20 protein-coding genes and 2 tRNA genes are annotated in these 26,614 nt (G+C 30.2%); 10 read left to right on the plus strand and 12 right to left on the minus strand.

All coding sequences use genetic code 11. The features are described 5' to 3' along the window. Positions 1-106: 106 nt before the first annotated feature. The 4 genes from NAB20_RS05985 to NAB20_RS06000 form a co-directional block, all read right to left on the minus strand. Complete coding sequence (locus NAB20_RS05985; protein ID WP_105196321.1) at positions 107-3,511, minus strand: hypothetical protein; 3,405 nt, start codon at positions 3,509-3,511, stop codon at positions 107-109. A gap of 232 nt (positions 3,512-3,743) precedes the next feature. Continuing rightward, positions 3,744-5,000, minus strand: a complete 1,257-nt coding sequence (locus NAB20_RS05990) for an aspartate kinase (RefSeq protein ID WP_105196320.1) — start codon at positions 4,998-5,000, stop codon at positions 3,744-3,746. A 53-nt stretch (positions 5,001-5,053) separates the two neighbouring features. After that, a complete protein-coding gene (locus NAB20_RS05995; RefSeq protein WP_088391415.1) occupies positions 5,054-5,536 on the minus strand; it encodes a GNAT family N-acetyltransferase in 483 nt (160 codons plus the stop codon). Next, positions 5,536-6,360, minus strand: a complete 825-nt coding sequence (locus tag NAB20_RS06000; RefSeq protein ID WP_088391417.1) for a M48 family metalloprotease — start codon at positions 6,358-6,360, stop codon at positions 5,536-5,538. Before NAB20_RS06000 ends, NAB20_RS05995 begins: the two co-directional genes overlap by 1 nt. A gap of 275 nt (positions 6,361-6,635) precedes the next feature. On the opposite strand from NAB20_RS06000, the gene fbp reads away from it, so the two are divergent. Then, positions 6,636-7,643: a class 1 fructose-bisphosphatase gene (gene fbp, locus NAB20_RS06005; protein ID WP_105196319.1), complete on the plus strand. Its 1,008-nt coding sequence runs from the start codon at positions 6,636-6,638 to the stop codon at positions 7,641-7,643. Between the two features lie 384 nt (positions 7,644-8,027). Here fbp and NAB20_RS06010 read toward each other — a convergent pair. Together NAB20_RS06010 and NAB20_RS06015 are read right to left on the minus strand one after the other, a co-directional pair. Continuing rightward, positions 8,028-8,100 (minus strand) — tRNA-Phe (locus NAB20_RS06010). A gap of 36 nt (positions 8,101-8,136) precedes the next feature. Beyond that, a tRNA-Phe gene (locus tag NAB20_RS06015) sits at positions 8,137-8,209 on the minus strand. Positions 8,210-8,328: 119 nt separating this feature from the next. On the opposite strand from NAB20_RS06015, the gene NAB20_RS06020 reads away from it, so the two are divergent. The 5 genes from NAB20_RS06020 to NAB20_RS06040 all read left to right on the plus strand — a co-directional run bounded on the left by NAB20_RS06020 (position 8,329) and on the right by NAB20_RS06040 (position 13,306). Then, a complete protein-coding gene (locus tag NAB20_RS06020) occupies positions 8,329-9,069 on the plus strand; it encodes a type III pantothenate kinase (protein WP_088391421.1) in 741 nt (246 codons plus the stop codon). After that, positions 9,054-10,277 (plus strand): hypothetical protein, encoded by a 1,224-nt coding sequence (locus NAB20_RS06025; protein ID WP_375605691.1) that lies wholly within the window; start codon positions 9,054-9,056, stop codon positions 10,275-10,277. The genes NAB20_RS06020 and NAB20_RS06025 overlap by 16 nt, the downstream gene beginning before the upstream one ends. Positions 10,278-10,320: 43 nt before the next feature. Then, complete coding sequence (gene lptC / locus NAB20_RS06030) at positions 10,321-10,824, plus strand: LPS export ABC transporter periplasmic protein LptC (protein WP_235878590.1); 504 nt, start codon at positions 10,321-10,323, stop codon at positions 10,822-10,824. A 101-nt stretch (positions 10,825-10,925) separates the two neighbouring features. Then, complete coding sequence (locus NAB20_RS06035) at positions 10,926-11,117, plus strand: hypothetical protein (RefSeq protein ID WP_164849125.1); 192 nt, start codon at positions 10,926-10,928, stop codon at positions 11,115-11,117. A 98-nt stretch (positions 11,118-11,215) separates the two neighbouring features. Then, complete coding sequence (locus NAB20_RS06040; protein WP_105196315.1) at positions 11,216-13,306, plus strand: peptidylprolyl isomerase; 2,091 nt, start codon at positions 11,216-11,218, stop codon at positions 13,304-13,306. A 653-nt stretch (positions 13,307-13,959) separates the two neighbouring features. Here the strand turns inward: NAB20_RS06040 and NAB20_RS06045 are convergent. From NAB20_RS06045 to NAB20_RS06055, 3 genes are all read right to left on the minus strand, one after another. After that, a complete protein-coding gene (locus NAB20_RS06045; protein WP_127823139.1) occupies positions 13,960-15,285 on the minus strand; it encodes an IS110 family transposase in 1,326 nt (441 codons plus the stop codon). 383 nt (positions 15,286-15,668) lie between these two features. Next, positions 15,669-16,148, minus strand: a complete 480-nt coding sequence (locus NAB20_RS06050) for a hypothetical protein (RefSeq protein WP_105196314.1) — start codon at positions 16,146-16,148, stop codon at positions 15,669-15,671. A 1,163-nt stretch (positions 16,149-17,311) separates the two neighbouring features. Beyond that, on the minus strand, positions 17,312-19,486 hold the full coding sequence (locus NAB20_RS06055; RefSeq protein WP_375605692.1) for a carboxy terminal-processing peptidase: 2,175 nt from the start codon (positions 19,484-19,486) through the stop codon (positions 17,312-17,314). 132 nt (positions 19,487-19,618) lie between these two features. On the opposite strand from NAB20_RS06055, the gene surE reads away from it, so the two are divergent. From surE to NAB20_RS06075, 4 genes are all read left to right on the plus strand, one after another. Then, positions 19,619-20,392 carry a 5'/3'-nucleotidase SurE gene (gene surE / locus NAB20_RS06060; protein ID WP_088392285.1) on the plus strand — a complete coding sequence of 258 codons (774 nt, stop codon included), beginning with the start codon at positions 19,619-19,621 and terminating at the stop codon, positions 20,390-20,392. Further along, positions 20,385-20,657 (plus strand): hypothetical protein, encoded by a 273-nt coding sequence (locus NAB20_RS06065; RefSeq protein WP_088392287.1) that lies wholly within the window; start codon positions 20,385-20,387, stop codon positions 20,655-20,657. The genes surE and NAB20_RS06065 overlap by 8 nt, the downstream gene beginning before the upstream one ends. Beyond that, positions 20,658-21,776, plus strand: a complete 1,119-nt coding sequence (gene lpxB, locus NAB20_RS06070) for a lipid-A-disaccharide synthase (RefSeq protein ID WP_105195704.1) — start codon at positions 20,658-20,660, stop codon at positions 21,774-21,776. A 215-nt stretch (positions 21,777-21,991) separates the two neighbouring features. Further along, positions 21,992-23,902 (plus strand): ComEC/Rec2 family competence protein, encoded by a 1,911-nt coding sequence (locus tag NAB20_RS06075; RefSeq protein ID WP_375605693.1) that lies wholly within the window; start codon positions 21,992-21,994, stop codon positions 23,900-23,902. Positions 23,903-23,905: 3 nt separating this feature from the next. Here NAB20_RS06075 and NAB20_RS06080 read toward each other — a convergent pair whose 3' ends face one another. From NAB20_RS06080 to NAB20_RS06090, 3 genes are all read right to left on the minus strand, one after another. Beyond that, complete coding sequence (locus tag NAB20_RS06080) at positions 23,906-24,412, minus strand: thioredoxin family protein (RefSeq protein WP_088392293.1); 507 nt, start codon at positions 24,410-24,412, stop codon at positions 23,906-23,908. 202 nt (positions 24,413-24,614) lie between these two features. Further along, positions 24,615-25,073, minus strand: coding sequence for a thioredoxin fold domain-containing protein (locus NAB20_RS06085; protein ID WP_105195701.1), 459 nt, complete (start codon positions 25,071-25,073; stop codon positions 24,615-24,617). Positions 25,074-25,123: 50 nt separating this feature from the next. After that, positions 25,124-26,605 carry a peptide MFS transporter gene (locus NAB20_RS06090; protein WP_375605694.1) on the minus strand — a complete coding sequence of 494 codons (1,482 nt, stop codon included), beginning with the start codon at positions 26,603-26,605 and terminating at the stop codon, positions 25,124-25,126. Positions 26,606-26,614: the final 9 nt, after the last annotated feature.

Consider the following 26,614-nt stretch of genomic DNA (forward strand, 5'->3'; position numbering starts at 1 on the left):
GTTACCTCATGATTAAAACGATATCTGTTTTCTTTGTCAGCTTACTTTGTTCAGTTAGAACAAAGTGGCTGAACGAAGTTAAACCTAAATTTCGCGATAAACTTTGTTAAAAGAAAGCCCGTAATTGAATATTACCTGTATGTATAGTTTGAGAAGTTTCACTTTTTCTTCCTTGATAATTTAAATTAATATCTAAATATTGCGTAAGATTTTTTTGGAGTAGTGCACGCCAAGTTAAATTTTTATTGACTTGTAAGCCTTCTAGCATTTGAAAACCTACAGGAGAAAAAGAATTGCCTTCAAAACGATTGTTAATATAAACCAATTCTCCATTTAATATAAAGCCTTTTAGCGTTGCAACATTAAATGAAAATCCCCAACGATCTTGATATAAACTTTCAAACATTCCTATTTTATTGCTTTTTTTCTGAATTTCGTAAAACAAATTAATACTTGTATTTTTTGAAAATAAATACCCTATTTTTGTTTCAAATTGTTTTTCTATAAGTTGAAAATTCTTACTTAAATAACTGGCGGAATGTACCTTGTTTTCAGAAATACTCCCACTAATATTAAGTAACCAATATTTTTTTAATAAATGGGTATAGGATAATTGGTGACTGATATTAGTGTTTTTTATTTCATCTGCTACTAATAAACTTTTTATTTCGTTGGTTATAAAATTATATACAACAGAATGATTTTGTTTTCCTTTATTGTAAAACAAACTATTTCGTATATTAGAGGTAAGTCCTAATAACTGATCTTTTGAACTTTCAAAAGGATTGAAATCAAATCGTTCTCCTTCTTTTTTTACTTTTTTGTCTATTAAAAAACTTGTTTGGTTATAAAAGAAAGACAGAATTTTTTGAAATCCTTTTTTATCTGTCCAATAAAAAGGATTTAGTGTTATAGACTGAGAAAATTTGTTTTGATGTGTTTTGATAAAATTTTGATTGGGTAAAAATACTTTTATATACTTTGCCTGATCAGGAAATTGTGCTATTTCAAATTCTTGTAGTTCTTGAATGCCATTTTTATTATAGTCATTCCAAGCATAAACTCCTTTTGAGGGTTCTACTTCTATAAAATTAAATTCTTGTTGAGGAATACTTCCTGAGAGTGTTTCGTAACTTAATCCGTATTGAATAAAATCATTAAAAAAACGCTGATTATAAAGTAATCTTGAATTTAAAGAGGATTCATTTTTCTTATTGCCTTCAAACTTTAATGTACGATAATTAATAAAAATCGATAAATCGGTTTGGTTATTCTGAATTAGTTTAGAATTTAAATAATAGGAAGATGAACGATTTACCCGTTTTAATACGGTTGATTGTAAAGAGTCATTTAAACGATAAAGAATACCTGTTTCAGCGTATACTTTAGTTGAATCACCTCTGCCTAAAAATGCTCCCCATTCTGTAAAACGTTGACTTAGTTTGGTTAATTTCATGGTTGATTTTATAGTTTCTTGATTATCTTCTAATCGTTGACTACCACCAATCCAATTTTTGTAAAATTTATATTTTAAATACAATTGATTTCGCAAGAATTGGGATCTAAATTCCTTACTTTGGCTATTCATCAAACTTCCTTGTTCTTTTATAAACCATTTTGAGGTTTGATGAATCCCTGAAAAAAGATGTCTTGTGCCAGTAAAGCTTTCTGAAAAAACTAAGTTTTCAAATTGGTATTTCCCTCTTGTTTTTTTTGACCAATCTAACTGTAAAGCAGATGAAATGAATCGTTGACTACCTATTGACTCTTTTAAATTCCAATCTCTATCAAATTCAATTGCAAACAAACGCTCTATAGCTTTGTATTCTTTTTGAATAAATTGTAAATCATTTATAGAGGTAAGCCCCCAGTTTCTTTTAGAAATTATTTTTTGGCGAATATTAAATTTCCCCGCTATTCCTTTATTGTTTTGATCGTCTAAATCTGAAAACAAATTCAAATCATGATTACTGACCGCCAATTCAAAGTCTATTCCTGTTTTTTCTGAAGCTTTATAACCACCTAAAATTGTAGCTATTTGTAATTTTGAAGGGGCTATTAATCGTATAATAGGTTCATATTCTCCTTGTTTTATTCCTCCAAGAGGGGGCTTGTATTCATAAATTCGTCCATTAGCAACAGTAGCTTTTACGATATAGTCTCCTTTATTTTTTCCGACTAAAGAAAATTTTACTTGATAGAGTACTTCTTTTGGATCATTCGAAAATGTGTATATGATAGTCGTTCCTGTAGAAATTTTTTTATATAAAATTTTCTTATCTGTATAAGGTTCTATAGTAGCCGAAGGGGCATTCATTAAGATTGGATCATCCCCTGCATCTGTTAAAATTTTAATTTGATCAGAAGATAGATTTTGTTGAAGTGGTTGATTTTTAACATCATTTTCTGAATATACAAAACCGCCTAAATGCCATTTGTTTCCTTGATGGATAGCACCTCCATAAGTAACAAAACGGGTAAAACTTCTTTCTGAGAATTGATATTCCACCACAATTCGCATTTCTGAATTAATTGGAAACAAGGAAGTGAAAGTCAGTTCGCCTGCATTATAATCTATTGTATATTGATTATTTTCTCCTCTTTCTAGTAAATTTCCGTTTACATACACTCGTTCAGATCCTGATATAACGAGTACATATAACTCCCCATTGGGTCCGCGAAGTTTATAAGGCCCTTGATTCCCTTCTTGTCCTATAAAAGTACTTTTTGCATACTGTCCTCGAACAACAGCTCCTGAAAGAGCTAATTCTGTATTAATAGGAGAAACGCCCAAATTAACACGAGCAGAAACGCCCTGTACTTTTTTGTTAAAATTTAAGAAACGAGATTTCCTGTTTTCTAAAAATAAATCACCCCCACGCAAAGACCATTTATCTGAAAAGAGCTCTACAAAAATTTGATCAAACTCGTCTAATCTCTGTGAATAGCCTCCGTTTTGCAAGGGAATATTATTATCTTGTAAAGAGGCTCTTATGCTTACTTTATCTGATAACTTGCCTATTATTTGTAAATCTAAATTAGAATTAACTGTTGCATTTTGATTATTACCTATACTTAGCCCACGAGTAATACTTCCTGATGTATCTAATCCTTCAAAAGGTTTGAATGTGTTTACAAGATGACTTTCTGTTTTATAAAAAATACCTGAATCAGTAGAAGATACGAGTCTTTTGGTGTTATAAAAGGAATAACTTCGAGTAAGAAAACTTGGATATTTTAGGTAATCAATATAAATACTATCTAATTTTTTTAGAGAAGAATCTAATTGAATTGTAGCTTTTGCAAAATCTACCTTATACAAAGTAGAATCTATTTTCTTATTGTTTTTATCATACAAAATAAAATGAGAAGGATTAATGCTAGTACTATCTATAGATATTGCCTGTTTTGCTACGGGCATTTTTTTATGTTTGTACAAAGTTTCCTGTGCTTTCAACACGAGAGGAAAACACATAAAGTAGATTAGGAAACGAATTTGACTTTGCAACATATTTTATTAACTCAGATCAGTCAAAGATATTGCAATTATTGAAATACTATTGCACTAAAAGCTATAAGCGATGGACTTCAATAGATGAAGACCATCACATAGCTCGATTGTTTTTGCTTATTTCTATCTATTTAGGGAATGAGTGGAATGCGTTTGTTTTGTTGGAGAATAGTCCATTATTTTTATTGCATTCCGTTTGTTAACCCAGAAAAGAGAGAGGTTGCTAGAAAATTTATTGCGCTTTTGTAACGACTTGTAAGGTTTCACGACTCATTTGTCTCACTAAAACGGTTTTGTCTTTTTCTACTGTATGAATAGCGTTTTGATCAAAATGTCTTACAGTGTACAATGCAACGTTTTCGTTGTATGTAACTTTAAATTTTTTTGAAAGTACTTTTACTATTTCTTGAAAATGATTGTATTTATCTTCTACACAAACTGAAAAGCTAATAGCTGAATTTTGTATAAGACTTACTTTTAGTTTGTATTTATGAAGTAATGCAAAAATTTCACTGATATTTTCTTCCATGATAAAAGAAAAATCTATTGAAGATAATGAAAGTAGTATCTGCTCTTTCTTTACTATAAAGCAAGGCATCTTAGGTTCTAGGTCTTGTCCTTTTGCTACGCTGGTTCCTGCTAATAATGGATTAATAAATGATTTAACATATAAAGGAATTTCTTTTCGCTGTAAGGGTTGCAAGGTTTTAGGATGAATGACACTGGCACCATAAAAGGCTAATTCTATAGCCTCCCTGTACGAAATTTGATGAAGTAAATTAGTGTTTTCAAAATAACGAGGATCGGCATTCATAACGCCTGGGACATCTTTCCAAATGGTAACACTTTCTGCATTCAAACAATAAGCAAAAATGGCGGCTGTATAATCGGATCCTTCTCGACCTAAAGTGGTTGTAAAACCGTTTTCATCAGAACCTAAAAAACCTTGTGTAACAAATAATTGTTTCTTTTTAGCTATTTTAGAAATAGCTTTTTGTGTTTTTTCCCAATCAACATTTGCATCACGATAATTGGTGTCTGTTTTGATATAATTACGAACATCTAACCATTGAGATTGAATTCCTTTAAAATTCATATAATGCGATATAATCGCAGTAGAAATAATTTCGCCAAAACTTACAATTTGATCATAAACAAAACTATAATTTGGTGATTTATTACTTCTTAAAAAATATTCAAAATCTGCAAAATGTTCATTAATATCATAGAAGACTTCGTGATTTTCATTATCAAATAAATCTAATAAAATTTGATGATGATATTTCTTAATTTCCTGAATAGAAGCATTTAAATGAGGCGATTTTTCAAAATAATTTTTTATAACTTCTTCTAAGGCATTAGTTGTTTTACCCATAGCAGATACTACTAATAAAACTTCTTCATATCCTACTTTTTGAAGTACATCAAAAACATTTTTTACGCTCGCTGCATCCTTAACAGAGGCACCACCAAATTTGAATATTTTCATATCACTATTTTTTTCAAGATACAAGATATTTATTATTTAAATCTTGAGACTGATTATTTATTGTTTAAAAATTCTTTTAATCCCTGTTCATTCATTTGAACAACGCGCCAGTCATTTAATACTTTTGCTCCTGATTTTTCATAAAAAGCAATAGCGTTTGTATTCCAATCTAAAACATTCCATTCAATACGTCTGACTCCATCCAAATCACCTTGTTTCATAATTTCTTTATACAAGGCTATTCCGATACCTGTCCCTCGTTTATTTTGTGTAACAATTAAATCTTCTAAATGAATTGTTTTTCCTTTCCAAGTAGAATAACGATAGTAATAGAGTGCTACGCCAACTATTACTCCTTCTGATTCAGCTAAAAAAGTATGAAACAAAGGATTAGTTCCAAAACCATCTCGAATTAAATCTTCTTCTGTTATCACTACGGCTTCTGGTTCTTTTTCAAATAATGCTAGTTCTTTTATAAGAAGCAATACTTGTTTCATATCTTGTGCCGTGCCTCTACGAATGGTAAACTCTTTCATTATTTTTTCTTCTTAGTGGGTGTAGCTGTTTTTTTTAACTGACGAACATAAGGTTTGTAAAGTCCTTCTGATTCCGCTCTTTGCTTTGCTTTTTCTGCGCGATCTTTAGGGTCTGGATGTGAACTCATAATTTTTGACATAAAACCAGCATCAGCTCCTTGACTTAAACCGGCCAATACAGTAAAGGCAGATTCTACGGCATTTACATTATAGCCATGTTTTTTCATGAAGTCATACGAAAACATATCGGCCTCTGATTCTTGTTTTTGACTATGACGACTATCTATAATTGCGCTTCCTATTTTTCCTAAAGCACTTTCACTTATTGCAGCCACTCCTTTTACTTGTGATCCTACAGCATCTACTAAGGCTTCTTTTTGATAAGCAGCACGAATGGCATCTCTTGTATCATGATTAACAACGTGACCTATTTCATGTCCTATAACCGCCAATACTTCATTGTCGTCCATTGCATCTAATAAACCTTGAAAAACACGTACACTTCCATCAGCACAAGCAAAAGCGTTTACGTCTTTCACTTTATAAACTTTAAAGTTAAGTGTTACACCACTTTCTGTTTTATGTTTACCAAAAAGCTTATTTAATCGTAATGTATAAGGATCTTTAGGTCCCGCAATAGGGTTTTCTTTATCCATTTTTTCAATAGAAGCTTTGGATAATTGGACTGCATCTTCATCAGAAAATGTAAAACTTGCTACTCCTTTTTGCAAAGCACCTAGTGCTTTTTCGCCCAAATTAATTTGCGCATTCATCGCGAAAGGCATTAAAGTCAATAAACTTACTGCCAATTGTATTTTTTTCATCTTTTTTAAATTTATTTAGTTACCTTCAATACAGACACGAACAAAGATAAGAGAAGTATAATTTATTTTAAACAACTTCACAGAATAAAAATTTTCTACAATTTTTAAAACAAAAACACATCGTGATAAGTTATATTTAATGAAATATTTGAAAAGATCGAATCATGATTCTTTTAGTGCCCGCTTATTTTAATTAAACATTACACTTACATTATTTTAGTTACTTTATTTTTAAAAAATAAATGCCATCTTTGCAATACTAACTGCATAAAAATATGGAAGAACGCAACAGAACTCTTGGTGAGTTTATAATAGAAAAACAAAATGATTTTCAATATTCTTCAGGCGAGCTATCAAGGATTATCAACTCTATACGCTTAGCTGCTAAGGTTGTTAATCATAAAGTAACACAGGCTGGTCTTGTAGATATTGTGGGCGCTGCAGGCGAAACAAATATTCAAGGAGAAGATCAACAAAAGCTAGATGTATATGCAAATGAAGTCTTTATCCAAACTTTAATTAACAGAGAAATCGTTTGTGGTATTGCTAGTGAAGAAAATGATGATTTTATTACTATTTCAGGAGCTGATAATAGTCATAATGACAAATACGTCGTTTTAATGGATCCTCTAGATGGCTCCTCTAATATAGATGTAAATGTATCTGTTGGAACTATTTTTTCTGTATACAGAAGAATTACACCAGTAGGTACTCCCGTTCAATTAGAAGATTTTTTGCAACCAGGAATTAATCAAGTGGCTGCAGGATATGTTATTTATGGGACTTCTACAATGCTTGTATATACTACAGGAAATGGGGTAAATGGCTTCACATTAAATCCTGCAATAGGTACTTTTTATCTTTCGCATCCTAATATGCAATTTTCAAAAGACGGTAAGATTTATTCAATTAATGAAGGAAATTATATTCATTTTCCGCAAGGGGTAAAAGATTATTTAAAATACTGCCAAAAAGAAGAAGGTGATCGTCCTTATACTTCTCGTTATATTGGAAGTTTAGTTGCTGATTTTCATAGAAACATGATTAAAGGAGGTATTTATATGTATCCTCCTAGTTCAAAAGCACCTAAGGGGAAACTAAGGCTTTTGTATGAATGCAATCCTATGGCATTTATAACAGAACAAGCTGGCGGAAAAGCATCTGATGGTTACAATAGAATCATGGAGATTAAACCTACTGAATTACACCAAAGAGTCCCTTTCTTTTGTGGAAGTTATAATATGGTAGATAAGGCGGAAGAGTTTATGAAAGTTAATTTATAATTGAAAGGAAAGTTAAAGTTATTTTGAAGAAACATTTTTTATCCAATCTTTATTATTAGAGCAATAAAAAAGTTTCATTATCATCCCTTATGTTGTTAGGATTAACGGAGTTTGTTTAGAGATGATAATCTGTCAATAAAATCAAGGTTCAGAGCCACTTAAATTTGAATTTAATCCCTGTTTTTAAGGTTTCGCTTTAAAAACAGGGTTATCTAATATCTTTTATAGATACTATTTTGTCTTTTTCAATTTGATTTATTTTGTTTTATTTGAGGTAGGAGTCACTTTATAATGCTAAAATAAAAAGAATTTGATTTTCTTGATTCTTTATAAGGATTTGTTTTAAAATAAAAAAACCACTAATTATAATTAGTGGTTTTAATGTGGTACCTCCAGGAATCGAACCAGGGACACACGGATTTTCAGTCCGTTGCTCTACCAACTGAGCTAAGGTACCATTTCTTTTTTTGAACGTTAATCATTTATTGATTTGTGGTACCTCCAGGAATCGAACCAGGGACACACGGATTTTCAGTCCGTTGCTCTACCAACTGAGCTAAGGTACCATTTCTTAAAGCGTTATTGCTTCTCGAATGCGGATGCAAATATAGAACCTTTTTTCATTTCTCCAAAATATTTTTTTAAAAAAATCTATTTATATCTTTGCTCATTAATTAAAAATAAGATGGTTTTAACAATAGATGTCGGAAATACAAGAGTTAAAGTAGCTGTTATAGAGAAAGATATGTTTTTAGGTTTTTTTTCTTTTTTACTTGAAAATTTTTTACCAGAAATGGAAAAAATTTTAAATAAATATCCTTTGTGCCAGAATTTAGTTCTCTCATCGGTTGGTAAATTAGAAGAAGAACAAATAGAATGGCTCCAAAAAAAGTATAATATCTTACAGATTTCTAGAGAAACCAAGTTTCCTTTTGATAATCAATATGCAACACCTGCTACACTTGGGATAGATCGTATGGTTTTGGCAGCAGGTGCCGTTTTGCAGTTTCCATCCCAAAATAGATTAATTATTGATGTAGGAACTTGTGTTACGTATGATTTTGTAGATGCGCAAAATGTTTATTATGGAGGGGCTATTTCTCCAGGTTTAAGACTTCGTTATGAATCTATGCACCATTACACAGCTAAATTACCTTTGTTGGAATTAAAAGAGCCAGCAGGATTAATAGGAAACTCAACTATTAATTCTATGCATTCTGGTGTTGTTAATGGTTTGCAATTTGAAATAGATGGCTATATTGATGCGTTAATCAGAACAAAAGGAAATTTTATCATAATTTTAACGGGAGGTGATGCTAATTTTTTGGCTAAACGATTAAAAAATACCATATTTGCCAATTCAAACTTTTTATTGGAAAGTTTGAATCGTATATACCAATACCAAATACAATGTTTAGAAAAATAATTTTAGGAATTTTTTTCCTTTTTACATTACAGAATGTTGCTCAAACGGGTTCGTCTTCATTTTATTCGTCTTATGGTCTTGGTGAGACTAAGTTTGCCAATTCAGTTGAAAATCGTTCAATGGCAGGAATGGGTACTGTTATGGATAGTATCCATATTAACTTTCAGAATCCAGCAAGTTTATCGGCTATAAAATTGACAGCATTATCTATGGGAGGGGCTTTTTCATCAGTAAAACTTAAAAATACAAGTATAGAAGAAAAAGCAAATAGAGTTACTTTTGATTATCTTACAGCTGCTTTTCCTCTAACGAATAAGTTAGGAGTAGGAGTAGGGCTATACGCTAATTCCTATGTAGGGTATAAAATAAATTCTAAAGAAGGAACAGATATGCGTAATTTGGAAGGCTTAGGAGGAATGAATAGAGCTTACGTATCATTGGGCTACAAACTTAGACCTAAGTTTAGTCTAGGTGTAGAGTTTGATTATGATTTTGGGATAATTCAAAAAAATATACTATTTGTTCATGATGCTGATGCAAATGCAACATTTGAACGATCAAAGTATGAAGTTAGAGGAGGCAATGTGAGATTAGGAGCATTTTATAAAACGAAAATTGCCCAATATGACTTTGTTACATCAGGAACAGTTGATCTACCATTAGGATTAAGAGTAGAAGAAGTGAAAAACAAAGGGCTGATTTATACTGTTACCGGGGCTGAAATTAGTTTTGGTGCAGAACAAAAAAATTCGTTTAGAAATAATCGTAGCCAGTTTACATTTGGATCTACTTTTGGAATAGACAAAAAATGGGCTATAGGTTTTGAATCTTCATTTGCTACAAAAGGGGATATAGGATTGGATGACAATAAAGCATTAACAGGAGAAGGGAAAGCAAAGATTGCTCTAGGAGGATATTATATCCCTAAGTACAATGCGTTTTCAGGTTACTTAAATCGAGTAGTGTACAGAGGAGGACTTCGTTATGAAAATATTGGTATCTTAGCTCAAGGAGAATCTATAAAGGATAAAGCTTTAACATTAGGGCTAGGTTTGCCGTTAGGAGGTACTTTTTCTAATGTTAACATAGGATTTGAATACGGGCAAAAAGGAACAACAGCAGCAGGTCTTGTGAAGGAAAATTATATGAATTTTTCTGTAGGGTTTTCGTTTAATGATAGATGGTTTGTAAAACGTAAATATGATTAATCTTTTTCAAAAAAAAGGAATATTAAAAGTGTTGCTATCTTCAATGGCTTCACTTTTTTTTATGTCTTGTGAAAACAGTATAAATGAAGTTCGAAAAATAGGAATTACATCAATTAATCCCATAGGAGAAGTTGAAGACTTTAATCTTAAATATACTGATTCTGGACGAATTAAAGCCGTTTTAATTTCGCCTAAAATGCTGGATTATACCACGGCAGAGTTTCCATTTAATGAGTTTCCCGATGGATTAAATTTAGCTGTTTATGATGAAAAGGGAAATAAGAGTTTGGTAACCTCTCAATATGCTATAATCTACAACAAAACAAATTTAATAGAATTAAGTCAAAACGTTATTATTACAACTCATGATGGGAAACGTTTAGAAACAGAACAACTGTATTATGATCAAAAAAATGAGTGGTTTTTTACCCAAAAACCATTTAAATTTATTAATGATGGAAGTGTAATTAATGGAATAGGAATTGATTTTAGTAAAGATTTTCATTTCCTAGATACCCAAAATATACAAGGAACCTATAATTTGTGATCTTCAAAAATAGATTATAAAAAGAGAATGACATAAATAAATAACCATAGTAAACAAAAGATTAGATTTTTTTAATTATTGTAAAAAAAAATATTGAATTTATGAAGTATATGAAATATACCCAATACGCTTATTTGGTAGCGGCAGCTTTTTTGTTTTATGATGCTTTTTCTAAAAAAAACTCAAATAATGATACGTTTTATTTAAGTTTTTTCTTAGGATTAGGCGCTATTGCTATGTTTTTCTTTAGAAGAAATTTTGCAAAAAAATTTGAGAAGAAAGATAATAATTAGAAAAAAACAAACTTTAAGCTAAAATAAAAGCGAACTTATTTTATTATTTCATAGATAGTTGTATTTTCGCCAACTGAATTAAAAAATTAAGATATAAAATGGCAGTTTTATCAAAAATTAGACAGCGTTCTCTATTGGTAGCCGGTATTGTAGGTTTGTCATTATTTGCATTCGTAATAGGTGCCTTAATTGAAAATGGGACTTCTATATTCAATTCGAGAAATGCAGGTACTATTAACGGTGTAGATATCACTTTTGAAGATTTTAGAAATAAAGTAGATGCTTTACAAAAAAGTCAACAAGGCGTTTCTTTTACACAAGCGGGTAATAGTATTTGGGAACAAGAAATTAGAAGAGTTTTATTAGAAAATCAGTTTGAAAGAACAGGGTTAAGAATTGGCGATGACCAATTGATTAATGTGATTAAAGAGGATCCTCAATTTTCACAAAACCCACAGTTTTTAAATGCAGCTGGTAAATTTGATAAAGCAAAATTCAATGAGTTTTTAAACTCAATGAAGAAACAACCTGAATCATGGAATCAATGGTTGAATTATGAAAAATCTGTAGCGCAATTTGCTAAAGAACAAATGTATAATTCAATGATTAAAGGATCTTATTATACAACACAAGCAGAAGGTAAGTTTAACTACGAATTAGAAAATAATAAAGTTACTTTCGATTTAGTGTCTGTTCCTTATTCAACTGTAGAAGATAAAAAGGTTGAATTAACGGATGATGAAATCATCTCTTATATGAAAAAAAATAAGAAGAAGTACAAGGCAGAACCTTCTCGTGAATTAGAGTACGTCGTAATTGAGGATAAACCTTCAGTAGCTGATGAAAAAGCAGTTAAAGATAAAGTAAATGCTTTAATGAATGCCTCAGTAGTATACAATGCTAAAACAGGTAAAAATGATACTTTAGCAGGTTTCCGTAACACGTCAAACGTAATTGAGTTTGTAAATACAAATTCAGACATTAAATATGATTCTACTTATATAGCTAAAAAAGATTTGCCAGTAGATCATGCAGAAGCTTTGTTTAATACAGCTCCTGGGACAACTTATGGGCCTTATATTTTTGGTGAATACTACTGTATTTCTAAATCTATGGGTAAAAAGGCAGGAGTTAACGCTAAAGCAAGTCATATCTTATTGTCTTTTAAAGGTTCAGCAGGTCCACAAGCCAATAGAACAAAAGAAGAAGCAAAAGCTAAAGCAGCAGTTTTGTTAGCGCAAGTACAAGCTAATCCAGGATCTTTTGCAATGTTAGCAATGACTAATTCAGATGATAACTCTAAACAACAAGGAGGTGATTTAGGATATTTCTCAAAAGGGCAAATGACTAAAAATTTTGAAAACTTTGTATTTGGAAACCCAGTAGGTAAGATTGGTATTGTAGAAACAGAATTTGGATACCATATAATTCAAGTAACAGATAAACAAGACGGAATCCGTTTAGCTACTATAGCACAAAAAATTGTGCCTTCAGAGGCTACAAGTGATGAAGCATTTACTAAAGCATCTAAATTTGAAATTTTAGCAAATGAAAAAGGTTTTGATGCAGCAGTAAAAGCAGAAAAATTAACAGTTGCTCCAGCTGCAAGAGTATTTGCATTAGATGAAAATATTCCAGGAGTAGGTTCTCAAAGAGAAATAGTGCGTTGGGCATTTTCAGGAAATAAAGATGATGTTAAGCGTTTTCAAACTCCAAATGCACATGTTATAGTAAAATTAAAATCAATTAATGATTCAGGATTAATGTCTATAGAAGAAGCAAAAAATACTTTTGGATATAAGTTGAAAAACGAGAAAAAAGCAAAAATGATTGAAGAAAAGATGAAAGGCAATACTTTAGATGCAGTAGCTAAGGCAACAGGTTCGCCAGTTAAAGAAGCAAAAGATGTATCAGCAGCAGGATCTTTTATCGAGTCAATAGGTCCAGAGCCTAAAGTGGTAGGGGCTGCTTTTTCTTTAAAAACAGGAGTAGTGTCGTCAACTATTGCAGGTAATTCTGGTGTTTTCAAAATAAAAGTAAAAAGCACTAAAAAAGCGGTTCCTTCAAAAGACTTTAAAGATGTCATAGCACGTTTAGAAGGACAGATAAAAGGTTCTTCAGCTGGCAGATTATTTTATTTGTTAAAGCGTGATGCTAAGATAGAAGATAATAGAGCACAGTTTAATTAATAAGATTTTATAATATTGAAAAAAGGATATCTGAATAGGTATCCTTTTTTTATATAAGGCTTTTATTGACTTTGAATTTTAAAAGCTTTATTTGTATTCCCAATGTAGTGATAACCTTGTCTTCAAAAGAAAAAATCTATGTATTTTTCTTTTGTTCTTTTATCTTCATCAGAAAGGTTATCGCGTAATTAAGAGTTTTTATTATTTGATTTTTTAGGTATTTTATTAAGTTTATACTGATTCAAAAGGAATAGATGATGCCCAATACCTATTAATATTATTTTCTATTATTAGATAGAAACTCTTTTGTTTGCTTATTTTGTGAGTATTTCTTAAATCCAGATTCAGCATTAGTTTTTATGTCTAAAATTTGACTTTTGTAAAATCAATAAATTTTAGAAATTTTTATTGCTTATGGAATTGATCAAATAGAACTATATATTAAACCCAGATTACGCATTAGACCCGAGCGTAGCGAATAGACGAAGTAAATCTATTCCACTTTATTTTTCTTCAAATTCAAGCACGTACTCAAATTTTAATCATCAAAATAGTTCACTATTTCTTCTTCTAAAATTTTCCGTGAGCACTTGAATTTATTGAAAAATTTTATTTCACAACGAAGTCTAATGCGGAATTCTATCTAACTTAATTTAAGGAATTGATAAAGAAGTAGTTTCGATTCCGTATTTTTTAATCATTTTTTTAATTTGTATCGTTTTTTTATTCTTCATTTCTTGAATATATTGGTCTGTATTTATTGGTATATAATGTTGTTTTTTGACTATCATATTCCAAATTATAACTGCTATTTTTCTTGCTGTTGCTGTAATTGCAGCACCTCTTCCTTTTTTAAAAGAAATCCTTTTAAAGAACATAACGAGGTAACCTTCTTTTTTTCTTTCAATTGTATTTGCCGCATTTCTTAATGTCAATGCAAATTTATTTTTCCCTTTTGGAGTTCTGCTACTCAAAACCTTACCTCCACTAATTTTATTATTTGGAGCTAACCTGAGCCAATTCACAAATTGCTTGGAGGTCTTGAATTTATATATATCGGTGCCTATTTCGGCTAAAAAACTAGTAACGGTTCCTGAGCAAACTGATTCTATAGCAAAGAGATCTACTCCAAAAAGTTTTAAACTATATTTCTGTACATCAAATTTGGGTTGGTTTTTCCCTTTATTCTGTTTCTTTACCAATTCGATATCTTCTGATAAAACAATTTCTCTGGTTTGATTTTTCAGCACTTGATCAATACGAGTATCGGTGTTTTTTATTTTATCTTGAATAAGTCTGTAAATATCATAACAATCGGAAAGCTCATGTAGGTATTCATTGTTTATTTTACCTTGTAAAGCGTCGGCTATTTCTTCTTTGCTTTTTTTAACTCGTTTGTCGCAATATTCAGCTAATTTTTCACCTGAAGTTTCACCTGATAGTATCATCTCAATTACTCTTATTCCAGAAACTCCTGTGATGTCACTTATCACAACGTCGAGTCTGAAGTTCATTAAACGTAATGCTTTTTGCATTTTGTTTACAAAGCCTGAACTTTGTTCAATCAAACTAGAACGATGTCTATGAAGTGTTCTTATCTGCAAAGTGGTTTCAGAGGGCAAAAAAGAACCTCGTAATAGCCCTAAAGAATGAAGTTTCTGTATCCATTGTGCATCTTTCACATCTGTCTTTGCTTTGAGGTTTTTTGTTTGAGTCCCTTGAACCAAAAGAACTTCAAAACCATTTCCCTGCAAGATCATAAACAATGATTGCCAATAACTCCCTGTGGACTCCAAAGCAACACTACGAATCTTGTTCTCTTGAAGATAAGCTACCAAAGCGCATAATCCTGATTGATAAACATTAAATTCTCTAATTTGATTTTCATCCTGTCCTATGGCTACAAAATGAGAACGTGACCCAACATCAATTCCTGCAGCATTGGGATTTACAATTTGCATTTTTTCGAAACTTTTCATAAAATATCTTTTTATTAAAATGCGAGGAAATGTAATATCTTTGCTTAAATTATTCTATACGAGATAACATGGTGTTTCATCATTGATTGTCTCAAAGGGCTTCCAAATGGAAGCCTTTTTACATTTCAGCCAAAATCTGGGAGGGGATAAATTCACCATTTTATACATAGGCTTCGCTCGCAAGTGCAAGTTAGCTCTCATTTGTCAAAGAACAATACTTTCTTGAAATCTGGGTTTAATAGACAATCTAAATAATATATAAAAACCTCCAAGGACTTTTGTTCTTAATAATAAAGTTCTTAGAGGTTTCTAGATGGGATTATAACTTGTTGTTTTTTTAAGTTATAATTGAATAAAGTATGTTAATTTTTGAAGTTAATTAACTATAACTTTGTGAATTTAATTGCGTCAGTTTCGCCCTTCAATTCAACATAAGATAAATCTTTTGCTATATCTAATCTTGCAGCTGTGCCATTACTAGCAGCTAATACCAATATATTGTTGAATTTTTTAATAAATGGAGTTCTTTCAGCAGTATTCATAAATTTATCAGCTTTAGATAAAAAATACGCATCAAATTTTGAACTGGCTGGAACAAATAATGCTTCAGCATCTCTAAGAAGAAAATAATCCTTACTGTCTTCAGCAGATACTAAACTTATTTTTTTAGGGTCTCTAACACTTCTCATGATTCTTAATTTTAGATCTCCTTCTTGATTATAATAAACTTTGCCAAATACTTCTTCACTTACTCTTTGTGAATTTACTTTTACTGATTCAACTGATTTTGGTTCGTTTACTTCATCTTTTGAACATGAAAATAATGAAGAAACTACTACTAATGTTAAAAAAATTTTTTTCATTTTTTTTTGAAATTAAATTAATAATAAGTAATTTTAAAGGAAGTTGATTTCTGTAAAGGGGCTCTCTAAAAAATAGATTTGTAAAAAAAAAGATAATTTTGGAGGTAATCATCATGATTTTACTAAATTTCTTAGTTCCTCCCGTTTTTAAGTTTTAAATAACTTCCTTGTTATCTGTTTTACAAATATACAGTGTTATAGTTTTAATAAAATGTTAAGGGATTTAAAAGCGTGAAGTTTTGATAATTTAAAACTAAAAGTGTTTAATTTTTTATTTTATATTGTTTTTTTAACAAATTTATTTTTCTATTATTTTTAGCAAAGCTAAAAATATAAATCCTTATGAAAAAGGAAACTTGTAAATGGAGTTTTATTAACAGTTTTTTTATTAATCTTTTGTTAATTTTTTGTTTTTCAATATCTTGCCTCTAGTAATATGATTCGTGTGATTTATTATTTTAGTCTTTTTTTATGAAATAAGAAGGTATTGTAGTCTGTGAAAAAACTGAAAAGAATAATTTGAGTAAAAAATGATTTTTTTTGTTTTCTAGTAGTTTTTTATTATTCCTTATTTTAACTTTTTCTAACGTATGATAGATAGTCTTTTCTTGTCTGTATTTTAGATTATTCATTTAACTCAAATTTCGGATTAGACTCTAATGAAGTGAATTGGCGAAGAAAACTTATTCTACTTTATTTTTTTCTAATTTAATTATGTACTCAAATTTTAATCATCAAAATAGTTCACTATTTCTTCTTCTAAATTTTCCGTGAGCACTTGAATTTGTTGAAAAATTTTGTTTCACAACGAAGTCTAATCCGTAATCTGGGTTAAATAAAAATATAGACGTATAGAAATAGAAACAATATTATATAATACGTTTTGAAGTTCTTTTTAAATGATTTCTAATCAATTTACTTATGTAACTTAAGTTTTTTTGTTGTATAAGAATTTATATTTTTAAATGTTGTAAAAATGGTTAATGCTGAAGTTAAGGAAAAGATTATGTAAATAGATAGTTTTATATATTAAGCTAAAAGGAATAAGGATATAAAGATTATTATTGAAAGAATGTGTTTTTGAAAATGTTTTAGACTGTATTTTGGATTTTTATATAAGCAAAGAGGTCGCCCTAAGGCGACCTCTTTGCTTATATGATTTTTTACGATTTTACAACTAATTTGTTTTTTTTTGTAGGAGATGTTTTGTTTATAAATGAAGGACTTTTAATTTCACTTAAAACGTTAATCGCTTCATCTATGTAGGCATCTTTAGAAATAGCGTCAAACCAGTCTTTACGCTTTTGTGCAAAAATAGGATCTTTTTTTATTAACTCATTTTCATCTGTTATATTATTAATACCTAAATTATTTTTGTATTTTGTAATATCTTTAAATTTTTTGGTGGCTTCTTCTATATTTTTTTGTTCCGTAATGAATTTATCCATTTTAAGATTAACCATGCTTTCGTCTTTTCTTTCATTTATCCATTTGGCATTTTGGTCTATTAACTTAAATTGTGGATTTTCTATAACTCTTTTTTGACTGTTTGCTACAACACTAGCAAAATTGCTTATACTGTTTGTTACTTGGTAATTGGCAGGGTCTATTTTGTCCCATTGTAAAGCTTTCTTTTCGTCTCTTTCTCCTATCTTTATATAAGTATACCGATCAGGAAAAACAACATCACTTGTAACGCCTTCTAATTGAGTAGAGCCACCGTTTACTCTGTAAAACTTTTGAGTAGTGGTTTTTAAGGCTCCCATATTAAAGTTGAGATTAAATTTTGTTTTTAATTGATTTAGATCGAAAACATTTTGAACAGTTCCTTTTCCAAAAGATTGTTTACTTCCTAAAATAATCCCTCTTTTATAATCTTGGATAGCGGCTGCAAATATTTCTGATGCTGAGGCTGAAAAATTATTTTGTAGGACTACTAATGGGCCATTCCATTGAACTTTGGTATTATGATCAGATAAAACATCTTTTTTATGTCCAGACGATTTAACTTGTACTACAGGTCCTTGATCAATAAATAGACCTGTTATATCTACAACTGTTTTTAGGGAACCTCCTCCATTGTCGCGCAGATCCATAACAATGCCTTCCACTCCTGCTTTTTTAAGTTTTAGGACTTCTGCTTCTACATCTTTAGCGGCATCACGATTATCATCGTTTTCAAAATCAATATAAAATTTTGGTAAATGAATTAGTCCAAATTTTCTTCCATTTTTTTCAAGTATACTTGACTTAGCGTATGTTTCTTCTATTTCAACAATGTCACGTATTAAACGTATTACTTTTATTGTTCCATCTGTCTTTTTTACCGTTAGACGAACTTCTGTTCCTTTTGGACCTTTTATCTTTTTGACTACATCATCAAGACGCATTCCCACAACATCTACTGGTTCATTATTTCCTTGGGCTACTTTTAATACAATGTCACCTGGTTCTAACTCTTTGTTTTTCCATGCGGGACCTCCAGAAATTAATTCTGAAATTTCAGTATTATCATTCTTTTTTTGTAGTTTGGCACCAATACCTTCTAATTTGCCGCTCATGCTTATGTCGAACTTTTCTTTTTCTTCTGGAGCAAAATAGAAAGTATGTGGATCAAATTGTGTTACAATTGAATTTAAGTAAACTTCAAACCAATCTTCGCGATCTAAATCACTAACAAAATCAAAATATTCATCTAGATTTTTTATAGCAGCTTCTCTTGATTCTTTTTCTAATTGATCAAATGTTTTGCTTGAATAGTTGGGATCTTTTGCTTTTTTTTCATCCTCTAGTTTTTGTTTATCTACAACAGATGCTAGAGTAGAAAGTTTGATTTGTAAACGCCATCTGTTTTTTAATTCATTATAATTTTTTGAAAATTCAATTTTATCTGAGTCTATGTCTATAGATTCGTCTAGGTTGAAATTAAAAGGTTTGTCATTTAATGCTCTGTAAATAACTTTAGCTTCGTTCATTCTTTTTTGAAGTCTTTCGTATACGAGATTAAAAAAACTCAGGTTTCGAGCTTGTATCATGTCGTCGATTTGATACTCAAAATTTTTAAATTCTCGAATGTCTGATTCAATAAAAAAACGTTTAGAAGGATCTAAGGCATCAATGAAATTTTCGAATACATTTTTTGAAAAATTATCGTTGATAGTAGCAGGGGTGTAGTGGTAAACTTCTAAAACGCTTACAATCGCGTCTAGTAGAACTCGATCCTTTTCTGGGTCTTCAGTTTTAAATGTTGGTTTAAAACTCCATAATACAGCTGATACTGCTACTGTGAGCAGTAATAATTTGTAGTTCTTTTTCATAAATGTCCAGATTGTATCCATATCTAAATACTAAAATACATAAAAAAATATGCTAAAATAATGTTGAGGCTATAATTTTTTGTTAAAGCTACAAAATTAGTTAGAACAATTTAAATTCCTTATTTTAGCAAGACTTTTTTATGTATTATTTAAATGAAAAAACCACTTATATTAGTAACGAATGACGATGGGATTACAGCTCCTGGCATACGAAATTTAGTAGAAATAGTTAAAGAGATTGGAAATGTAGTAGTTGTAGCTCCCGATAGTCCTCAAAGCGGAATGGGACATGCTATTACTGTAAATAGTACATTGTACTTAAATAAGATATCGGCTGATGATGCGGAAGTATTAGAATATACAACATCAGGAACTCCTTCAGATTGCGTTAAGATGGCAAAAAATGAGATAATAAATGAACCTATTGATCTTTGTGTATCAGGAATTAATCATGGGTCTAATTCTGCTATTAATGTTATTTATTCAGGTACGATGAGTGCCGTTATAGAAGCTGGAATTGAAGGAATCCCTTCTATTGGCTTTTCTTTGTGTGATTTTTCGTGGAATGCTGATTTTAGTGCTCTTAAGCCCTATATAACAAAAATTATTGAACAGGTTTTACAAAATGGATTACCTAAAGGGGTTGTGTTAAATGTTAATTTTCCCAAATTACCTGCTTCTGATATAAAAGGTATCAAAATAGGCCGTCAAGCAAAGGCTAAATGGGTTGAAAAGTTTGATAAAAGGCAATCGCCTTTTGGAAAAGATTATTATTGGTTAGCAGGTGAATTTATTTGTGAAGATATAGGAAAGGATACAGATGAATGGGCATTAGCTAATGGATATGTATCTATTGTACCTATTCAATTTGATTTAACAGCTTATCATGCCATTCAAGAACTTAATAATTGGAAATGGGATGAATAAGTTAGAGTTAATAAAAGGAACAATTCTTGGTTTTTTAGCCGCTTTGATAGGTGTTTTTTTATTTTTTAAACTTTTTACGAATTATAATTTTATTGATGGAATTACTCAAATGAAATCTTTAGGTTTTCTAGGTAAAATAATCACTTTAGGAGCGATGCTAAATATGGTGATTTTTTTTGGGTTATTAAAATTAAATAAAGAATTAATGGCTAGAGGTGTAGTGTTATCAACTATTATTTTAGCTATTATTACACTTTTTGTATAGATGAAATATTATATTATAGCAGGTGAAGCTTCGGGAGATTTGCACGGAGCTAATTTAATGAAGGCTCTTTATAAGGAAGATCCTAAGGCTGATATCCGTTTTTGGGGAGGCGATTTAATGCAAGAATCAGGAGGTGTTTTAGTAAAACATTATCGTGATTTGGCTTTTATGGGATTCGTAGAGGTTGTAATGAACTTGAATACAATATTTAAAAATCTTAAATTTTGTAAAGAAGATATACTGAATTTTGCACCAGATGCTATTATCTTTATTGATTATCCAGGATTTAATATGCGGATTGCTAAGTGGGCAAAAAGTTTAGGTATTGCTACACATTACTACATTTCACCACAAATATGGGCTTGGAAAGAAAATAGAATTCATGCTATAAAAAGAGATGTTGACCAAATGTATGTAATATTACCTTTTGAAAAAGAATTTTATGAAAAAAAACATAATTATAAAGTTCATTTTGTAGGACATCCGCTTTTAGATGCTATTAAAAATAAAAAACATACAAAGGCAATTTCATTGAGAGAAGAGTTTAATTTGTCCTCTAAACCAATTATTGCATTATTACCAGGAAGTAGGAAACAAGAAATTACTAAAATGCTCTCTGAAATGTTAAGCATAGTTCCGTATTTTCCAGATTATCAATTTGTAATAGCGGGAGCGCCTAGTCAAGAATTTTCTTTTTATGAAAAATTCTTAGATGGTAAATCGGTTCAATTTATTTCAAATAGGACTTATGATCTGTTAAGTATTTCTCATGCTGCTTTAGTAACATCGGGAACAGCTACCTTAGAAACAGCACTGTTAAAAGTTCCAGAAGTGGTTTTGTATAAAGGAAACGCGATTTCTTATCAAATTGCAAAGCGTATTATTACGTTAAAATATATATCTTTAGTAAACTTGATTATGGATCTTCCTGTGGTGTCAGAATTAATACAAGATGAATGTAATTCAAGTAGAATTAAAGAAGAACTAGAAAAAATATTGGAAGGCAATGGTCGAGAAAAAATGTTAAGATCTTATGAAGAATTAGAAGTTGTTTTAGGAGGAAGCGGTGCTAGTGCGAATACAGCTCGACTAATTGTACAGAATATGAATGAAAGATAGCTTTTATAATTTTTTAAAAAGAAAGTTAAGTTGTCAAAAAACGAAACAGCGATTGTGTCCTAGATAAAAATTAACTATTATTTGAAATGAAACTCTATCAATTCCCATTAATAAAATCGGTTTTTTGGTTTATACTGGGAATTGTGTTGTTTCATTTTTTTACATTTTCCTTCTTTTCCATCATTTTCATCTGGGGTTTCCTAATTTCAATTGGTTTGATTTTTTCTATTACTTTTTTTAGAAAGCAAATAGGACAATTAGGAATGTCAATTCTTATTTCATTAATTTTTACTATTAGTGGAATTTTGATTTCTATGCTACATGAAGACACTTGTAGATCAAGTCATTTTACACATTATCAAAATTGGGGTAAAAAAGTTTATATAAAAGGAATAATTTATGAACGTTTAAAAAGTACTCCTAATAAAAAACGATATATAGTTTCTATTCAATCAATAAATCAAAAAAACAATTCAGGAAAAGTAATCCTAAATATAATTAAAGAAAAGCAAAATGCTATAGAGTTAACGATAGGTTCTGTGTTATTGATGAAAGGAGTTATATATCCTATACAAACAGTTAATAATTTAGGACAATTTGATTATGCCTCTTATCTTAAAACAAAAAACATATACGGTCAATTATGTGTTAAAAAAGAAGATTTAAAAAGTATAAGTCCCCCTGTAAGATCTATTCGATATTACGCAGCTTTATTTCGAGATCGAATTATAAATAGACTACAAAAGAATGGGTTTCCTGAAAAAGAGCTGGCTGTTTTAACAGCATTGGTTATAGGCCAGCAACAAGAGGTAGATGAACATTTGACAAGAGTTTACCAAGATGCAGGTGTTATACATATACTTTCGGTGTCAGGTCTACATGTGGGGATTCTTTATCTTATACTAGATTTCATATTGGCTGTTTTTTTGAGAGATAAAAGATATGATTTATTGAAACTGTTTTTTGTTTTATTAGGATTGTGGGGATTTGCTTTTGTTGCAGGTTTAGCTGCTTCTGTAGTACGCTCTACTGTTATGTTTAGTATGCTAGCAATTGGAGTAAGCTTTAAAAAAGAAATTAATATATATAATACGCTTGCTGCTTCTGTATTTCTGATTCTAATTGTGCAACCAGCTTTTCTTTTTGATATCGGATTTCAACTGAGTTATTTAGCGGTTCTTTCTATTGTGAGTATGCAGCCTATTGTCATTGGATTATGGAGTCCTAAAAATAAGATTGTATTATTTTTTTGGAAATTATTTGTGGTCTCTTTAGTAGCTCAAATAGGAACTTTACCCTTAAGTTTATATTACTTTCATCAAATTCCAGGTTTGTTTTTTATTGCAAATCTTTTGGTAATACCTCTTTTAGAATATATTATAATGCCTTTAGGTGTATTGGTTGTGTTATTCGCTTATTTTAATTGTGTAGTAGATGTGTTTGTTTGGATTTTGGTAAAAATAATTCAACTGATGAATTTTGTGATAAAATGGATTGCTTCTTTTGAAGAATTTATATGGAAGGGAATCCCTTTTACTTTTGAATTAATATTAGTCAGTTATATAATAAGTATATTTCTCTTTATTTGGCTACAAAAACCGAGATTTAAGACAATAATAACTGTATGTAGTTTTTTATTACTGTTTCAAACGATCCTGATTTTTAAAAAAATAAAAGATTTGAACGAAGAAAAACTTATTGTTTTTCATGTCCCTAAACAAAGAATGATTGCGATTAGTAAGAGAGGGAAAACATTAGTATATACCAATAATACAATAGGTAAAGGTCGTCATTTAGAACATGTTTTGCATGATTATCAAGTTCAAGGATTTAATGAAATATTCCATATAGATAAAGAACAACATGTTTTTTGGATTTCAGGTAAAAAAGTATTGCTTGTTGATTCTAATGATTTTGTGTTAGATAAAACAAATGTTGATTTTTTGATTTTATCCAATTCTCCTAAAATAAATTTAGAGCGAATGATAAGACAATATAGACCTAAAATGATTATTTCAGATGGTTCTAATTTTAAAAGTTATGTGAAGTTTTTTAAGGCTACATGCCTAAAAAGAAAAATCCCTTTTCATAACACGTTTGAAAAGGGATCCTGTATAATTGAGTAAGAATTATTTTTTTTGTTTTTTGTTAGAGCTATAATTTTTAAGTATTTTATTGGCTCCATCTATCCATACCGCTGGACCGCCAGCTGCATAACCTGTACTGCCCAATTGTTGGAAATTTATTTTTCCTTCTTTTTCTTGTGCTTGTACAAACCATACCGTAGGGTATCCTTGAACTTGAAATAATTGTTGTAATTGTGTGTTTTGAGTTTTTAATTCAGTTGCTTGCTCTGTTCTTCTTGGAAAATCTAATTCTACTAAAATTACATTTTCTTTTGCCCATTTTTCAAATTCTGGGGTTTTAAATACTTCTTTTTGTAAGCGAATACACCATCCGCACCAATCGCTACCAGTAAAAAAGAAGAACAACGGTTTGTCCTGTTTTTTTGCTAATGCTACTGCTTTTTTTACATCAGTATGCCATTCTAAATTTTTATCTTCTGTCGTTTTTAAAACAAAACTCATGATGAAGAATGATAAGAGAGTTGTTAAGAGTATTTTTGTTATTTTCATAATGTTAAAAATTTATTTTCCAGCATAAAGATAGAATTTGTTAATAGAACTTTATATCAAGTTGTCTTTTAATTATTAATATGTTTGTCTAATGAAAAGCGCGTTAACAACGATTTTGTATAGAAGCGGTTTGATTTTTTTTGATTAAAGAAAAAAAGGCTTTTTTGTACTATACAGGAGAGCTACGGCGTAGATGACATTATTAACTTTTTAAAATATGTAATAATTCGGTAGGATCTTTAGCCCCTTCAATTACTTCTTTTATGTTACCGCGAGTATCTAATATATAAAGGGTTGGATAGCTCGGAACTTTTAAGTATTTAGTTAATTCATGTGTGCTATTACGTCCTTTTCTTTCGGGATCATAATTAGGGTTGTCAAAATAATTTCCTAAATAATTTACTCTAGAATTTCCTTCTGCATTAAATTTAACGGCATAAAAATTTCGGTTAATATATTCTACAACATCTGCATCTTGAAAAGTGCCCTTGTCCATCATTTTGCAAGGAGCATGCCAGTCCGTATAAACATTTAAAAAAATAGGTTTAGGCATTCTTTTTTGTTTTGCTAAAGCGTCATCAAGAGATAACCAGTTGATATCTTGAGCGTATAAACCAAAACTGCTTATGGTGAAGAGTAATATGAGTAAAGTTTTATTCATGTTTATTTTTTTAGATTCCTAATCTCAAAAATAATGCCGAATTTGTGAAATTATCTCACTTCTTGCATTAATTTTTTAATTAATGGTGAAATTACGATTAAAATTAAACCTGCTATTAAAGCGTATAAGGCTAATGTATAATATCCATCAGTATAAGATTGGAGTTTTGAAAGTAGCGTAGTTCCAGTATTAGATTGCGAAATTTCAGCACCTAACTTTCCAGCAGCTAATTGTCCAAATGCACTAGCTAAAAACCATAATCCCATCATCATACCAAATAATCTTTTGGGTGATAATTTTGTAATAATAGACATACCTATTGGTCCCAAACAGAGTTCTCCTATAGTGGTAATAAAGTACGCAAAAGTAAATACATTTAGTGAGGTAAGACCATTAGAGTGGGCAAAAAATTTTGTTGAATAGAAAAGATAAAATGAAGCTGAAAGAAATAAAAAACCAATGCCAAACTTAATTAGTGTATTGGGTTCTCGTTTTCTTTTTGCTAATCCTAACCACAACAATCCGATAAGCGGACTTAAAACAATAACAAAAAAAGTATTAGAACTATTGTTTACCACATTGGGATCTATTGTAAAACCAAGTAAATTATTGTTTAAATTATCTTTAGCAAATAAAGATAAAGAACCTCCACTTTGTTCATAGATTGCGTTAAAAAGGAAATAGAAAAATATAAAGGAAAAAGCCGCAATCAATTTTTTTTGAGAACTCGAATCCCTAAGTTTTATTAATTCATATACAAAATACGTAATAGCTACAATTCCAATGGTATACATAAAATAATCTGTATAGTCAGTATTAATTACCATACCATGAATAAAAGGGATGCTTAATAATGAGCCTACATATACAGCTATTTCTCTTATTCTTCTTTTATCTTTTGGTAATGTTGTTAGAGGAGAATCGCCAATAGGACCTAAATGTTTTTTTGTGAATAAAAAAGTAATCAAACCAACAATCATAACAATAGCAGCGGCTAAAAAGCATAAAGTCCATGAATGATATTTACCTAAATAAATACATAATGCACCACCTAAAAGACCGCCAATATTTATTCCTGCATAAAACATACCATACCCTGCATCTCTTCTAGGGTCTTTTTCATCATATAACGCGCCTACCATAGAAGAAATATTGGGCTTAAAAAAACCTGTTCCTATAATAGAAAAAGCAATACCATAATAAAACATTTGCTGTGGAGCGAAAGCAATAAGTAAATTGCCTAAAATCATGACGATACCTCCAAAGAAAAGAGATTTTTTAAAACCTAGAATTTTATCTGCAAAAATTCCTCCAATAAAGGTAAAAGCGTACACAAAAGCTTGAATAGCACCATATTGTAAATTGGCAGCATGATCTTGAAGTAATAACTGATCGACCATAAAAAAAGTAAGTACTCCTCGCATGCCGTAAAAACAAAAACGTTCCCACATTTCTACGGTGAACAAATACCATAACTGTTTAGGGTATTTACCTTTAAAATTTTGAATTTCTTCTATTGTTGTTGTTGACATAATGATAAG

This window comes from Flavobacterium davisii, assembly GCF_042182265.1.
GTDB classification, from domain to species: domain Bacteria; phylum Bacteroidota; class Bacteroidia; order Flavobacteriales; family Flavobacteriaceae; genus Flavobacterium; species Flavobacterium davisii.